Below are 13317 nucleotides of genomic sequence, written 5' to 3'. Positions count from 1 at the left end.
CGTCCCCCGCCGGGGCGGCCCAGCCGCCCCGGCACTCGTCGAACCACTCGCCGCCAGCGCATGGTCCTCACCTCCAGGCGCCGAGGCGCCTTCCGGCTCGGGCTGTGTTTCCCGGGGCTTCGCCCCTTCGTCTTGAAACCCCACCTGGGCTGGCGCGTCCCTGGCCCACCCACCAGAGTCGCCCCACTCCAACTCGGCAACCCACCCAAACCCCCACCACGTCCGACCGGCGCACAGCGCGCCGCCTCACGTTCTCGGCCCGCACCTACCCGGGCTTGATCGTGCCGAGTTGCACAAGCAACTGGACAAGCCGGTAGACCTCTCCGAAGTCGGCCACCGTGAAGGCGACCGTACGACCCCCTCCGGCGCGTGACACCCCCGGCACCAGCATCGCCAGGTCGACCGTGACCGGACTGTACAGGTCTACCTCCACATCCACCGGCCCGCCGACGACGAAGGGAACGATCTCCGCATGCCGCCGCACGGCATCGGCCGCGGCCGGACGCAGGCGTTCGCGGGCCTCCTCAGGATGCAGGGCCACGGCGGCGGCCTGGCCGAGTGCCTGCTTGACCGGTACGGTGACCGCCGACGGTACGAGGTCACGCAGCTCACCGCACGCGACGTCATCACCGCTGAGCAGCACCACCGGCACCCCGAAATGGCCGGCCAAGGCTGCGTTCATCCCGATCTCACCGAGTGACCGGCTCCACACCCGCACATCAAGGATCGCGTCGCTCATGGTGTGCGCGAGCACGGCAGGCCCGGACGCGGCCCGAGCGTGGTAGCCGACGAACAACACAGCGTCGGTCTGCTCGTCCAGTCCTCCGAGCATCCCAAGCGGACGGGGCTTTCCGCGTACCAGCCGCGCACGCCGGTCGAGCTCCTCCGGCAGGATGTTCTTGAACGGCCCGTGCGCGTCCGCGACCCATACCGTGGCGTCGGGCTCGGCGTCCAGCACCCCCGCGATCACGGCATTGGCCTCAGCCGTCATCAACCTCCGGCCTCGCTCGTAGTCGTACCGCTCCGGATTCGTCTCAACGGGATGAACGACCCCCGAGATGCCCTCCATGTCGACCGAGATCAGTACCTTCATACTTCCCGGAGCGTACGCGTATCCCCCGACACAACATCTCACCCCCGCCGACCGGCCCGCCGCCTCCGGTACGAACGCCACAACCGGACCCCGCGACGCCACCAGCGCGACAGATCGCCACTGTCCCACAGCCAGCCGGCCAGGACGATGCTCAGCACCACGCCGAGCCTGATCACGTCAAACCCTCCGGACACGCGCACGTACCACCGATCCAGGTCCCGCCGCCTGACCACACCGACCATCGAGCCCCCTCATGGACCGTCCCCCCGGCCGGCCTGCCGAGGCACACATCCCATGGCCCGTTCGATCTCCCCCTGCACCTCCAGCGCGACCACCAGATCCACGGCGTCATCCCGAACCAGATCCCGCAACACCCCGGCGACTCTCTGCGAGTGCGTCACCGCCGTACGCCTCCTGGCCAGCCACCCCCCAGGCACCCCCTCGCGTGTCATGAGCCGAGTGATCTCCCACCCCGGATATCGCCGCTCCAGCATCGCGACCTGAATCTCGATGAGCCGTAGAACCGCATGCGGCAGCGGCGGCGGCCCGGTCACGCGACCCCCGTCCACCGAAGCGCCGGAACCATCCCGGCCAACTCGGCCTGCCGCATCAGCCCGCGAAGCTCCTCAGCCGTACGCGCGTCCAGCAGCACAGGACACGGAGCCTCCCAGAGCGCGATCGCGTAGAACCGCCGGCTCCACGTCCCGTACAGCACCAGCCACCCCGGCTCCAGCCGGTCCAACTCCTCGGCCGCGGCCCGTTTGGCCGTGTCCCAATGAACGGATCGGACCTCGGTGACCGGAGCACCTTCGGCATGCCGGCCCCCTGTCCGGCTCACGTGGCGGACTCTCGTTGGGACGGAACGTACTTGCACAGCAGAGCGGGGACCGGCGACCCCGAATCGTCGAATTCACGACGGAGCCGAGGAGAGGGGACACACTGCTTCGATATCTCCACAGGTCAGAACTCCTGTTTCTGACTGGGGACCGTGCGGCGCCTCATCGCCGACGGATCCCGTCACGGGTCTGTGACGGAACGTTATGAAGCCTTCGGTGGGTGTTCCACGGACATGATGTCCGGCTGTTGGTGCGGGACTTCTTCCGGCTGGGACGGATCGTCCGGAACGGAATCGCCGAATCGTGACGCTAGGACATGTCGTCCTACTCAAGCCCTATGTCGCGCGCCAGTCTCCGGATCGTCGCTGACGGCCGGGTTTGCTGTTCCCGTACGTCCGCCACGATCGAGTGCGCGGCCAACTGGTGCCGGAACCACACAGGGGACAGACTCCGTGCCAGATCCAGGCGCTGTTCCGCAGAGCTGAAGTGCCGCATGTCGGTGTACGCCTGAGCGAGGTCGAGCAGATGGTGGCCGTAGGCGATGCGCGGAAGTTCCTCGGTACGGACCTTCCTTGCGGCCTTCAGCGCCTCACCGGGCCGCTTGTGCATGGTGAACGCGTGCACGGCGTTCGCCGCGACCTTCGAGGAGCCGAACGTCGTCCGGTAGGCGGTGACGACACGACCGATGCGCTCGGCGCCTGCGGACGCCAGGCTCACGTAGCCGGACACGTCCTTACCGGCGATGGCGGCCGTGTCGATCGCCGAGATGAGCAGGTTGCCCCATGTCGCCACATGAGGGACAGGCGCGGAGAACGACGGCTCGATCCTGGCCGCCACGTCCACGGCAAGGCTTTCCGACTCGCTCAGCCGACCCTGATACATCAGCACCCACGCGAAGGTGGACACAACGCTGGCCCACTGCCACTGGTCGTCCCCCTGAGCCGCCGCATTGATGCCACGCTCCGCACTGATCGCCGCCAGGTCCGTCTTCCCGAAGTGCAGCAGCAGGCACGCCGCGAGCTGGAAGCACTGAGCCAGAGGACCTGCGGCTTCCGCGCCGACGGACCGCTGGGAGAGCCGCGCCTCCGCGATCAGCCCCGGTACAGCCGCGACCAGAGCCCCGAAGTCACCACCCCAGTAGTCCGTCCACGCGCGGGATATCGCACGTTCGAGTTCAGGCAGAGCCGTCGGCTCCTCCGCGTCGCCGTCATCGAGACCGGCCAGCCCATTCATCAGCGACGGCGACAAGATCGCGTCCCGGATCGCCAGCACCGACCCGCCGTCCCTCTCGCCTCTCAGTCGCTCACGTTTGCCGGCCAGCTCAGAGAGGTCGATGTCCAGAGCGTTGGACAACCGCATCAGCGACGTGATGCGACAAGAGTTACGCCGTCCCTGCTCAAGCTTCGCGATCAGATCCTTGGACAGCCCGGCCTTCTCCGCCAGCCCTTCCTGCGTGAGCCCTCGATCACGCCGAGCCGCCTTGAGCCGGTCCCCGATCGCACACCCGTCCGTCATGGCCCCACCCCCTGACCCGTCGCCGCTACCAGGCTAGATCCGCAGCCTTCGCTCATGCCAGCAGTCGCCACAACCCACAGGACATCGACTTGAACTTCGCTGCGGTGAACCCATCGGAACGCTGTGCGAGGACAAAGCAGTGGACGATGAGGACAGGACGCAGACTCCGGTGCGTCTGTCCGGCCGTCATGCGAGGTATCTCATGGAAGACGACGTTCCGGTGTCGGCCCCTCGGCTACAGACGGAACGCCGTTCCCGCTGCGCGGCCGGCGACACCGACGACGAGTTCGACGCGCTGGACCTCGCGCGGCGGGCCGAGGCGAGCGACGTGGGCCGTGAGACCGTCGGACGCCTGGAGGCCGCCGTGGACGAGTTGGCTGTCGCCTACCCCGGTACGCCGCCTGGCGTGTTGCTGACCCGGGTCGGCCGCCATCTCGGCTACGTGTCCACGCTCCTCGACGCGCGGAAGACCTTGGACGAGCACCGGCGCCTGCTCGTCGTCGGCGGGTGGTTGTCGCTGCTCGCCGCGACCTGCCACATCGACCTCCACCAGTTCCCCGCCGGACACGCGCGCCTGCGTACGGCCTCCCATCTGGCCCGGCACGCCGACCATCCCGAGATCGCCGCGTGGTGCCTGGAAACGCAGGCGTGGCAGGTCCTCACCGTCGGTGACTACCGCCGTGCTCTGGAGCTGTCCCAGGGTGCGCAGCGAATCGCACCGAAGACCGGCTCCGCGTACATCCAGGCCACCGCGCAGGAAGGCCGCGCCTGGGCCCGGCTCGGCGCCGCCAGGGAGACACGCGACGCACTCGACCGCGTGGCCCGCCTGGTGGCTCCTCTCCCCACACCGGACAGACCTGAGCATCACTACCGTTACGACCCCGCCAAGTCCGATGCCTACACGGCGACCACCTTGTCATGGCTTGGCGACCCGGCCGCCGAACCGTACGCGCGCGGCGTCCTCGACCGCCTGGAGTCCGCCACCGACGGCCCACCCCGTCCCCGCCGCGCCGTCGCGGCCCGCCTTGACCTGGCTTTCGCTCTCCTGGCCACCGACCAGCCCGACGAAGCGGCCCACCTCACCCTCAACGCGATGACGAGCGGCCTTCTGGTGCCGTCGAACTACTGGCGCGCGGCCGAGGTCGTCACCGTCGTGGAAGCCCGGCACATTCCAGAGGCGGACGAACTCCGCGAGGCGTACCGAGAACTATGCGGACCGCCAGAGCCGGGACCGGCTTGACCGGTTCGTGGCTCCACCTCGTCTTCGGGGGTCGGCTTTCCTACGTGGTACGTCGGTCACAATGCGTGCACGGCGGAGTTCGGGGGAGGAAACGGGGGTACAACGGACGCCCTGTATGCGGGAGGTGCGCGCACATGCTGTCTGATGGTCCGTTACGACGTCGGCCCGTCGGCCGCTTGCGACGAGGCTCAGCGGGATCATGCTTCTAGCGAGGTCGGTCCAGGCTGTTTGGACTGATGTATAGCGTCGGCTAGCAGTAACTGCGCTGATAGCCTTCCTTGTCCCCTTTTTGCATCTCTGCGTTCGGAAGGCTCATGTCCGCTTCCATTCCTGGCGTCGCCTCGCCTGGTACGCCGACCCGTCAGGCGCGGCTGGCTCGTGCCGCTGTCGCCGGGTTGTTCCTGACCAACGGGGCTGTGCTGGCGAACGTGATTCCCCGGTATCCGCAGATCAAGGCGGAGCTCGGGTTGAGCAACGCGGTGTTCGGTACGGCGGTGGCGGCGTTGCCGTTGGGGTCGTTGCTGGCGGGGTTGTTCGCGGCGGCGGTGATTCGGCGGTTCCGGTCGTCGCGGGTGGCGGCGTACGGGATGGTGGTGTTCGCGGTGGTGATGCTGGTCATTCCGTTTGTGCCGCACTGGGTGGCTTTTGCGGCGGTGTTGTTCGTGGTGGGTGCGTTGGACGCGGTGATCGATGTCGCGCAGAACACGCATGGGTTGCGGGTGCAGCGGATCTACGGGAGGTCGATCGTCAACTCTCTGCACGGGTTGTGGAGTGTTGGTGCGGTGCTGGGTGGGTTGATGGGGTCGGCGGCGGCGGGGCTTCGGGTGCCGCTCTCGCTTCATCTGGCTGTGTCGGGGGTGCTGTTCTCAGCGGTCGCGTTGGTGGCGTACCGGTTCATGTTGCCTGGGCCGGATGAGGCGGGGGGTGGGGGACGCAAGGCGGAGGCCGGGGGTGAAGGGTCGGCTTTGCGGCGTATGAGGCGGCGGATCTTCGGTGGGGGTGCGGTGGGGATGCTCGCGGCGCTCGGGGTGATCGCGGCTTGTGGTGCCATCGTCGAGGACGCGGGGGCGTCCTGGGGGGCCATTTATCTCAGTGGCGATCTGCGGGCCGATGCCGCGACGGCGGGGCTGGCGTTCGTGGCGTTCCAGGTCGCGATGACGGTCGGCCGACTCAGCGGGGACCGGGTCGTGGACCGGTTCGGGCAGCGTGCGGTGGTCCGTGGGGGAGGGGTTCTGGCGGCCGTCGGCATGGGGGGCGCACTGGCGGTGCCGTCCGTGGGGACCACGCTCGCCGGGTTCGCGTTCGCGGGGCTGGGGGTCGCGACGCTCGTCCCGGCGGCCATGCACACGGCCGACGAATTGCCGGGGCTGGCTCCCGGCACGGGCCTGACCATCGTGAGCTGGCTGCTGCGTGCAGGGTTCCTGCTGTCGCCGCCGCTCGTCGGAGCGGTCGCGGACCTCGTCGGACTCCGGTTCGGACTGCTTTCGGTGGTTCTGGCCGGTGCCGTCACCGCGGTACTCGCGCGTGTCCTCGTGAACCGGACGGCCGGCCGGCGGGGTCCTGCCGGAGAGGGGACGGGTCGCGTGCGGTCGTCTAATTGAGCCAGGTGGTGCTCAGCCAGGCCGTGGTGATGGAGATGGCCAGCAAGATGATGTTCAGGGGGATCTGGCGGGTTTCGCCACGGGAAAGGTGGAGGGCTGCGCCGCCTACCTGGATCAGGGACAGGCCGATGGCGGCGGCCAGTGCCAGCCAGGGGGCGATGCCGGTCAGTGGGGGGAGGATGAGGCCGGCTGCGCCGAGGAGTTCGAGCACGCCGATGGTGTGGACCAGGGGCATGGGGATGGTGTCTACCCAGGCCATCATGGGCTGGAGTTGTTCCTTGGTCTGGATGGCCTTCTTGCCGCCGGCGTAGAGGTAGAAGACGGCGAGGAGTGCGGCGACGATCCAGTAGGCGACGGTCATGGCGGGGGCTCCTGGCTTGGATGGTTACCGTTGGTAAGTTGCCCCATGATGCGGCACTATTGGGGGGCTTACAAAAGGCACATGTGTGTGCTTGAGGCACAGGGAGGTGTCGGTGTCGGGGTACGAGCACACCTGCATGATCCGTGGAGACGGCGGCCGGACGATCCGTACGATCCTTGACCGGATCTGCGACAAGTGGACGTTGCTGGTGGTGGCGACCCTCGATCGGAAGCGGCTGCGGTTCACCGATCTGCAGCGGCAGATACCCGGGGTCTCGCAGCGGATGCTGACACGGACGCTGCGGAACCTGGAGCGGGACGGGCTGGTGTCGCGGACGGTGTACGCGGAGGTGCCACTGAGGGTCGAGTACGCGCTGACCGGTACCGGCCAGAGCCTCATTCCGCCGGCGTTGGCGCTGGCAGAGTGGGCTATCAAGCACATCCCGGACATCGAGGCCAGTAGGGCCGCGTATGAGGAGCGTGCCGACAGCGCGGAGTGAGGAGGTGTCCTTCTCGTCGGGGTGAGGTGTGTTCCGGAGGCGCTGGATTCGCCGTGCCTGGTGCCGTGGGTCTCGTGCGGGTCCTGGTGTGACGCGCCGTCTACCGGCGGGGGTCGGCTTCGACTGGTTGCTCGGCCTGCGGGGTGGTGGCGGTGAGCAGGCCGTGGTGGTGCAGGAGGGTGCGGGCATGGGTGATCGCGGTGGGGGTGTCGGGGAAGACGAGGCCGTCGCGGTGGAGGTGGTCGGCGACGCCGAGAGCGGCGAGGACCTGGGTGTGGCCGGGTTTGATGCCGGAGATCATGACGATGATGCCGCGGTGTTCCATGCGGGTGATGGCGTCGCCGAGGATGCCGGCGCCGGTGGCGTCCAGGGTGGTGATCCGTGACATGCGCAGGATGACCACGCGGACGTCGGCCACCTCGGACAGCTCCAGCAGGAAGCGGTGCGCGGCGGCGAAGAACAGCGGACCGTCGAAGCGGTAGGCGACGATGTGCTCGCTCAGCAGTCGCTGTTCCTCGGCGCTGTGGTCACCGGCTTCGAGCGGGACCTGCTCCAGCAGTGAGGTCCTCGCGACGGCGCGGAGCGCGAGGACGACGGCCAGGCCGAGGCCGACGGCCACCGCGGTGACGAGGTCGAAGACGACGGTCACGGCGAACGTCAGGGTGAGCACGACCGCGTCGCCTCGGGTCGCGCGAGCCAGCGCGCGCAGGGAGCCGACCTCGACCATGCGGACGGTCGTGGCCAGCAGGACCCCGGCGAGTGCCGCGAGCGGGATCCGGGAGACCAGGGGGCCGGCCGCGAGCACGATGCCGGCGAGCACGGCGGCGTGGGTGAGCGCGGCCAGCCGGGACCGGGCCCCGGCGCGCACGTTGACCGCGGTACGAGCGATGGCGGCGGTCGCCGGTATGCCGCCGAGGAGCGGGGTGGCGAGGTTGGCGATGCCTTGTCCGAACAGTTCCCGGTCAGGGTCGTGCCGCTCGCCGACGCTCATCGCGTCGGCGACGGTGGCGCACAGCAGGCTTTCCAGCGCGGCGAGCGCGGCCACCGCCAGCGCGGACGGCAGGAGCGTGCCGACGGCGGCGGGGTCGAGGAAACCGAGCGACGGAGCGGGTAGTCCGGCCGGCAGGGCCCCGATCGTGGCGACGTCGAGCGAGAACAGCTGAGCGGCCAGCGACGCGACGGCGACGCCGAGGAGGGAGAAGGGGACGCCGGGCCGTAGCCGAGCGCCGGCCAGCATCAGCGCGGACACGGCCAGGGCCAGGACAGGTGAGACCAAGGTCGGCTGAGCGACGAAGCGTGCCACGGCGTCGGCCGCGACCTGCCAGACCTTCTCCCCGTCTCCGGCCGCCACGCCGAGCGCCGCGGGGACCTGCTGTAACGCGATGACGACCGCGATCCCCGCGGTGAACCCCTCGACCACCGACATCGGCAGGAACTGCGCGAACCGGCCGACCCGCAGCGCGGCCAGGGCCAGGAGAACCAGGCCGGCCATCAGGCCGACCATCAGCACTCCCTGAGTGCCGTGGCTGTGCACGATGGGGACGAGGACGACGGTCATCGCGCCGGTGGGGCCGGACACCTGCAGGTTGCTGCCGCCGAAGATCGCCGCCAGTGCTCCGGCGACGATCGCGGTCACCAGGCCGGCCTGCGCGCCGAGCCCGGAGGAGACCCCGAACGCCAGCGCCAGCGGCAACGCCACGACCGCGACGATGAGCCCGGCCACCAGGTCCCGGCCCGGTGACCGGCGCGCGGCGACCCAGTCCGACCGTCCAGGCAGCAGATCAGGAAGCGAACGCGCCACCTCCCGCAGGTTCACCTCGCCTGCTCCAGCTCGGCGAGGAGCTCGTTGCGGTCGGCCAGCAACTCGGTGAGGATCCGGCGAGCCGACCGCATCAGCTCCGACACGTCGGCCCCGGCCAGCTCGTAGACCACGGTCGCGCCGTCCCGCCTCGCGGTGACCAGCCCGGCCCGGCGCAGCACCGCCAGTTGCTGCGACAGGTTCGGTGCCTCCACGTCCATGGCGGCCAGCAGCTCGCGGACCTGCTGAGGTCTCTCGCACAGCAATTCCAGCACGCGGATGCGCAGCGGATGGCCGAGCGTCTTGAACAGCTCGGCCTTGGCCTGGTACAGCGGGACCGGCATCACTCGCTCCCGTCCTCGGCCCTCCCGGCGGCGGGACCGGCCGCCGCGTCAGGGGCCACGTCGTCCGGCTCAGCGTGCGGGGAAGGCGTCCTGTCGGCGTTGAGCTCTCGCCGCAGTGCCTCCAGGTCGCCACCACCGCTGTACTTCAGCGCGCGAGCGACCTTCACCTGCTTGGCCTTGGCCCGGCCACGTCCCATCCGTCATCGCCTCCTCGACGGCACACTATTGCGCACATGAATAATTGCGCAAAACTGCAAGCAGTCTAGTGTGTGACGCGACCGGATCCGCCAGGAGGGTGGCAGTCGGACAGATCGTACTTTCGCCGGCCGGTCGGTTCCACGGTCCGGGACCGGCCTGGCGGGGGTGGCTTTGTGCTTACATGGCCACTCTCTCGCGCAGGCCGGGGAACTCGCGGTCCTGATCAGGCGGGTCAGCGGCGCATCGACGGGGGACGGCCGTAGGTGGCGAGGCGCAGGAGCCATTCCAGGGGGCCGTAGCGGTAGTGGCGCGTCCACCAGGTGCTGTAGGCGACCTGTGCGGCGCAGATGACCATCGTGATGCCGAGGAGGCCGAGGGGGGAGATCTGGCCGGCCAGGGAGAAGCCGTAGGCGGTGAAGATCAGGCACATGAGGACGGACTGCATGATGTAGTTCGTCAGGGACATGGCGCCGGCGGGGGCCAGGGTGCGCAGGATGCCGTTGCCGGCGCGGGACATGCGCATCAGGGTGGCGGCCATGCCGGCGATGAGGAACGGGACGCCGATCTGGCCGATCAGGCCGGGGATGGTGGTGAAGTCGCCGCCTTGGGCTTCGGCGTAGCCGAGGGCCACGGCGGTGGGGATGCCGACGACGAGGCCGATGAGCTGCACCTTGGGGAGCCAGCGGTCGAGGACGGCCTCGTTCTCCAGCCAGCGGACCTTGCCGGCGGCGAGGCCGAGGAGGAAGACGGCGATCATGGGGGGGACCTGGAGCGGGGAGAAGTACAGGTCCTCCAGGGAGAAGGAGTCCAGGTTCAGGGAGATGTAGTCGCCGATGCCGCTCCGGGTGGCGTCCAGCGCGGCCTGGCCGGCGGCGAGCGCCTCGGGACCGAGGGGTTCGGCGGGTTCGGCGGTGAGGACGTTGTACGCCGTGTACAGCACCGCGAGCGCGGTCAGCGCGAGCGAGGTGATCAACGCCGCTCTCGGCCGAAGGCCGCTCAGCGCGAGGAGCACCAGGCCCAGCAGGCCCCACAGCATCAGGATGTCGCCGCGCCACAGGAACACCATGTGGACGGCGCCGATGGCGATCAGCGCGACCAGGCGGCGCAGGGTGCGGGGGACGACGCTGGAGTGCTCGGCCTCGGCGCCGGCCTTCTGCAGGGTGAAGGAGTAGCCGAACAGGAACGCGAACAGGGTCAGGAACGTGAGCTGACCGGCGCCGATCACGAAGGCCCGCACGGCGGTGTCCAGGGGGCCGGTGAAGGCGGTGGCGCCTTCCATGCGGCCGGGGTCGGCCAGGTCGAGCATGTTGACGGCGAGGATGCCTAGGACGGCGAAACCCCGCAGGCCGTCGACATCGGTGATCCGCCTTACCCCCGACGAGGTCGTCGCGCCGGCTCGTGTCGCGCTGTCCATCCGTCATCCCTTGCATTACCGGTCGAAATCAGATAGCTCGAAACGTACTATGGCCGCCGCGCGCGCCGAAAGAGAGAAAAGAGCGTCCGGCGGCCTTTTCTCTCTTCAGCACCCAGAGTTTTTCTGGGACGATCTGAAAGGCGTCCGAGGCGGGCCGTGAAACGTGCCGGCCCGCAATGGCACGCGTATCGCCAGCGACACACACGAACGCGCTCGTGCTGGCTCATGAAAATCACGGCGGGAGGGGAAGCCGGCGCATGAGGTATGAATCATCGGCGCTCGAGGACTGGATGCGGCGCTATTACTTCGATGTGGACTTCGACATCGGCAGCAGCGGTGTCGAGGACTACTCGGTGGCCGACGTGCGGCGCCTGCTCGGCATCCCGCTCGAGGCCTTCGACGAGATCGTGCTGCGCGACAGCACGACGCTCGGCGGGGACGAGGTGCGGGCCGCGATCGCCGATCAGTGGGGGAACGGCGACCCCGAGCGGGTGATGGTCACGCACGGGGCCAGCGAGGCGATCTACCTGATGATGTGCACCCTGCTGGAGCCGGGTGACGAGATCGTCGTGGTGGAGCCCGCGTACCACACGCACTACTCGATCGCGCGCAGCCTCGGCTGCGACGTGGTGTCGTGGCCGCTTCTCGCGGCCGACGGGTACGTGCCGGACCTGACGCTGCTGCGCAAGAAGATGAGCGACCGCACCAAGGCGATCGTGGTGAACTTCCCGCACAACCCGACGGGGTCGTCGCTCACCGAGGAGCAGCGGGACGAGCTGGTCGGCATCGCGGCCGACGCCGGAGCGTACCTGATCTGGGACCAGGCGTTCCGCGAGCTGACGTACGGCACCGAGCCGCTGCGTGACCCGGTGCACGACTACCCGGCGCGGTCCATCTCGATCGGCACGCTGTCCAAGGGGTACGGCCTGCCGGGGCTGCGGGTCGGCTGGGTCATCGCGCCGCCTGAGCTGCTGCGTGCGACGTTCGACCTGCGTGACCGCATGACGCTGCACCTGTCGCCGCTGGTCGAGTTCGTCGCGGCGCACGTCGCGCGCGGCGCGGAGACCCTGGTCGCCGGACGCAGGGAGCAGGCGCGGCACAACCTCGGCGTGCTGCGCGACTTCGCCAAGGCCAACGAGGACGTGTTCGACCTGCCGGATCCGCTCGGCGGGGTGACGACGTTCCCTCGTTTCGTCGGCATCGAGGACACGACCGATTTCTGTCACGAGCTGGCGCGGCGCGACCGCGTGCTGCTGGTGCCAGGCGTCTGCTTCGGCGACCCGGAGCGGGTGCGTCTCGGCTTCGGCGGCCCGTCGGCGGGCTTCGCGGCCGGGCTCGACACACTGGCCCGCGCGTTGCGGGACAACAGGGGGAAGCATGTTTAACGTCAACCTGTCCGAGAGCGACGTCAAGGCGATCCGCGCGCTCACCGACGAGCTGATCGCCAGGTACGACTCCGTGGAGGACCCGGAGTTCGTCGCCGACGCCGCCATCTACGCGCACGAGCTGCCGCGCGACCTGCGGCTCCAGCTCAACCACTTCCGGCTCACCGAGCCGGACGCCTTGTGCGTGATCAGCGGTTATCCCATCGACGACCGGCGCATCGGCCCGACGCCGCCGCACTGGCGTGACTGTGTCGGCAGCAAGACGGCGCTGCCTGAGGAGTTCTTCTTCTACCTGTGCGCGTGCCTGCTCGGTGACCCCATCGCGTGGGCCACCCAGCAGGACGGCCGGCTGCTGCACGACGTGATGCCGATCGAGGCGCACAAGCACGAGCAGCTCGGCTCCGGCAGCGAGCAGCTGCTCACGTGGCACACCGAGGACGCGTTCCACCCGCTGCGCACCGACTACGTCGGGCTGATGTGCATGCGCAACCACGACGGCATCGAGACGACCGCCGCGTCGGTCGACGACATCCGCATCGAGCCGGACCTCGCCGAGGTGATGCGCCAGGAACGGTTCCCCATCCGGCCCGACCGCTCTCACCTGCCGCACAACCGGGCCGGGGGAGAGGACACCGACCCCGAGACCAAGAAGCTGCTGGAGCGCAGCTACGAGTGGATCATGGGGCTGGAGGAGGACCCGAAGCCGATCGCCATGCTGTTCGGCCACCCCGACAAGCCGTACCTGCGGCTCGACCCGTATTTCATGCACGTGCCGGAGGACGACCCCGAGGCCGCCGCGGCGCTTGAGGCGATCACCAAGGAGATCGACGCGAGCATCGGCGGCGTTGTGCTCAAGGCGGGGGACGTGCTGTTCCTGGACAACTACCGCGCGGTGCACGGCCGCAAGGCGTTCACGGCGCGGTTCGACGGCACCGACCGGTGGCTGAAGCGGCTGAACATCGCGCGTGACCTGCGCAAGTCGCGGGCCGCGCGGCGTACGGCGGACTCGCGCACCATCTTCTGACGGATCACA

Annotated in this window: 14 protein-coding genes; 5 read left to right on the top strand and 9 right to left on the bottom strand. The window is 69.1% G+C overall.

Annotated elements, in window-relative coordinates; translation table 11 throughout:
- Positions 1-265 precede the first annotated feature (265 nt).
- The 4 genes from BJ992_RS26160 to BJ992_RS26145 form a co-directional block, all read right to left on the bottom strand.
- Entirely contained in the window at positions 266-1093 is an 828-nt protein-coding gene (locus BJ992_RS26160) for a M55 family metallopeptidase (RefSeq protein ID WP_184985422.1), read from the bottom strand.
- A 251-nt stretch (positions 1094-1344) separates the two neighbouring features.
- Positions 1345-1647, bottom strand: a complete 303-nt coding sequence (locus BJ992_RS26155; protein WP_184985420.1) for a hypothetical protein — start codon at positions 1645-1647, stop codon at positions 1345-1347.
- A complete protein-coding gene (locus tag BJ992_RS26150; RefSeq protein ID WP_184985419.1) occupies positions 1644-1931 on the bottom strand; it encodes a hypothetical protein in 288 nt (95 codons plus the stop codon). The genes BJ992_RS26155 and BJ992_RS26150 overlap by 4 nt, the downstream gene beginning before the upstream one ends.
- A 322-nt stretch (positions 1932-2253) precedes the next feature.
- The gene (locus BJ992_RS26145) at positions 2254-3444 is read right to left on the bottom strand and encodes a helix-turn-helix domain-containing protein (protein ID WP_184985417.1); all 1191 of its coding nucleotides are present in this window, start codon (positions 3442-3444) and stop codon (positions 2254-2256) included.
- A gap of 202 nt (positions 3445-3646) precedes the next feature.
- On the opposite strand from BJ992_RS26145, the gene BJ992_RS26140 reads away from it, so the two are divergent.
- Positions 3647-4684 (top strand): NsdA family TPR-like regulatory protein, encoded by a 1038-nt coding sequence (locus BJ992_RS26140; RefSeq protein WP_184985415.1) that lies wholly within the window; start codon positions 3647-3649, stop codon positions 4682-4684.
- Between the two features lie 314 nt (positions 4685-4998).
- Entirely contained in the window at positions 4999-6285 is a 1287-nt protein-coding gene (locus BJ992_RS26135; protein ID WP_184985413.1) for an MFS transporter, read from the top strand.
- Here BJ992_RS26135 and BJ992_RS26130 read toward each other — a convergent pair.
- On the bottom strand, positions 6278-6646 hold the full coding sequence (locus tag BJ992_RS26130) for a DoxX family protein (protein ID WP_184985411.1): 369 nt from the start codon (positions 6644-6646) through the stop codon (positions 6278-6280). The two genes, BJ992_RS26135 and BJ992_RS26130, sit on opposite strands and share 8 nt — an antisense overlap.
- Before the next feature lie 91 nt (positions 6647-6737).
- Here BJ992_RS26130 and BJ992_RS26125 point away from each other — a divergent pair, with 91 nt between their 5' ends.
- Positions 6738-7145 (top strand): winged helix-turn-helix transcriptional regulator, encoded by a 408-nt coding sequence (locus BJ992_RS26125; RefSeq protein WP_246496775.1) that lies wholly within the window; start codon positions 6738-6740, stop codon positions 7143-7145.
- Positions 7146-7245: 100 nt separating this feature from the next.
- On the opposite strand, the gene BJ992_RS26120 is transcribed toward BJ992_RS26125, so the two are convergent.
- From BJ992_RS26120 to BJ992_RS26105, 4 genes are all read right to left on the bottom strand, one after another.
- Positions 7246-8961: a SulP family inorganic anion transporter gene (locus BJ992_RS26120; protein ID WP_343072855.1), complete on the bottom strand. Its 1716-nt coding sequence runs from the start codon at positions 8959-8961 to the stop codon at positions 7246-7248.
- On the bottom strand, positions 8958-9287 hold the full coding sequence (locus BJ992_RS26115) for an ArsR/SmtB family transcription factor (protein WP_184985409.1): 330 nt from the start codon (positions 9285-9287) through the stop codon (positions 8958-8960). Before BJ992_RS26115 ends, BJ992_RS26120 begins: the two co-directional genes overlap by 4 nt.
- Positions 9287-9484, bottom strand: a complete 198-nt coding sequence (locus BJ992_RS26110; RefSeq protein WP_184985407.1) for a DUF3073 family protein — start codon at positions 9482-9484, stop codon at positions 9287-9289. The genes BJ992_RS26115 and BJ992_RS26110 overlap by 1 nt, the downstream gene beginning before the upstream one ends.
- 233 nt (positions 9485-9717) lie before the next feature.
- Entirely contained in the window at positions 9718-10899 is a 1182-nt protein-coding gene (locus BJ992_RS26105; protein ID WP_184985405.1) for a DUF418 domain-containing protein, read from the bottom strand.
- 257 nt (positions 10900-11156) lie between these two features.
- Between BJ992_RS26105 and vioD the strand changes: the two genes are divergently transcribed.
- Both vioD and gntD read left to right on the top strand, forming a co-directional pair.
- Positions 11157-12284 carry a capreomycidine synthase gene (gene vioD / locus BJ992_RS26100; RefSeq protein WP_184985403.1) on the top strand — a complete coding sequence of 376 codons (1128 nt, stop codon included), beginning with the start codon at positions 11157-11159 and terminating at the stop codon, positions 12282-12284.
- Entirely contained in the window at positions 12277-13308 is a 1032-nt protein-coding gene (gntD, locus tag BJ992_RS26095) for a guanitoxin biosynthesis L-enduracididine beta-hydroxylase GntD (protein ID WP_184985401.1), read from the top strand. Before vioD ends, gntD begins: the two co-directional genes overlap by 8 nt.
- Positions 13309-13317: the final 9 nt, after the last annotated feature.

Source organism: Sphaerisporangium rubeum, from assembly GCF_014207705.1.
GTDB lineage: Bacteria > Actinomycetota > Actinomycetes > Streptosporangiales > Streptosporangiaceae > Sphaerisporangium > Sphaerisporangium rubeum.
The sequence above is the reverse complement of the archived record's forward strand: the minus strand, read 5'-3'. Positions and strand labels throughout refer to the sequence as shown.